General features: G+C 40.8%; 1 protein-coding gene. It reads right to left on the bottom strand.

What is annotated here, in order from left to right:
- Positions 1-311: 311 nt before the first annotated feature.
- Positions 312-1,295, bottom strand: a 984-nt coding sequence (locus OCF96_RS09840) for an LPXTG cell wall anchor domain-containing protein (protein ID WP_261447054.1), incomplete at its 5' end; no start/stop codon positions are given.

Here is a 1,295-nt window from a genome sequence, read left to right on the forward strand (position 1 = left end):
TTCATAAGTTAATTTCATAATAAAAACACCCCAAAAGTTAGATTTTTATGTCTAACTTTTGGGGTGCAGTTCACATTTGCATCAATTTTTTTATTATTTTCATTAGACGTATACTCCTGCAAGGATTCTAGCAAAAATTCAATTGTATGTCAATATGACAGCTTTAAAATAATATAATAACGAACTATCATTTGATTCACTAGTAAAATCTCCTAGCAGGCTTCCCTGCTAGGAGATTTTCTTATGAGAGGTACTTGTTTAAACTTTGAAAATCGGACTTATCGTCTGATGTTTATCAAACAATCTACTAATTAAGCTTCTTCGTCTTCTTTACGACGTCGACCTGCAAGACCAAGGCCAAGTAAAGCACTTGCGGCTGCTGCTACCATAGCTACAGTAGAATCTGCTGTACCTGTATTTGGCAATTCTTTAGCTGCTTTACGCGCATTTGCTTGTGCTGATGCTGTTTGACCAGCATTAGCTGCTGCTTGAGCAGTAGCTGGAGCTACAGCTGGTGTTTGGGCAGCTTGGTCATTAGCTGGAGTTGCATGATCAGTTGATGGAGAAACTTTCGCCATGAAGTCTTCGATACGTTTAACCATTGCATCCACTTCTGCTTGACTTGCATCTGCATTGGCAAATACTTTCTTAGCATCTGCTAATAAGTCATTCGCTTCTTTTGCAGTTTCTGCATCAAGCTTAGCTGATTCTTTAATGATTAATTCATCTAATTGACGAATAGCACCTTCTAACTTCGCTTTATCCACTTTTGCATCAGTGTTAGTAGCTCCGTTATTGCCAGAAGTTCCGTTTCCGTTACCACTGTTATTGCCTCCACCATTTGATGGTACATATGGACGTTGTTTAAAGATATCGTCTGCTGTCTTAGTTAAGTCTGCTGCTGGAATAACGGCTGTGTTTCCTGATGGTGTTGTCACTGTAGCGTTTCCTTTATCGTCTACTACTACAGTCGCACCTGGATTCACGGCTTTAACTTTGTCTTCGATGGCTTTCTTCTCAGCATCTGTAAGTTTTTCTGGGTTCGCTACCACAGTCTTATCTGCTGGTTTAACCACATCGTTACCTGCATTTGGCTTAGCTGCGTCGTCTGCTGTCTTAGTTAAGTCTGCTGCTGGAATAACGGCTGTGTTTCCTGATGGTGTTGTAACTGTCGCGTTTCCTTTATCGTCTACTACTACAGTCGCACCTGGATTCACGGCTTTAACTTTGTCTTCGATGGCTTTCTTCTCAGCATCTGTAAGTTTTTCTGGGTTCGCTACCACAGTCTTATCTGC

This window comes from Streptococcus mitis, from assembly GCF_946190065.1.
Taxonomy (GTDB): Bacteria; Bacillota; Bacilli; order Lactobacillales; family Streptococcaceae; genus Streptococcus; species Streptococcus mitis_DE.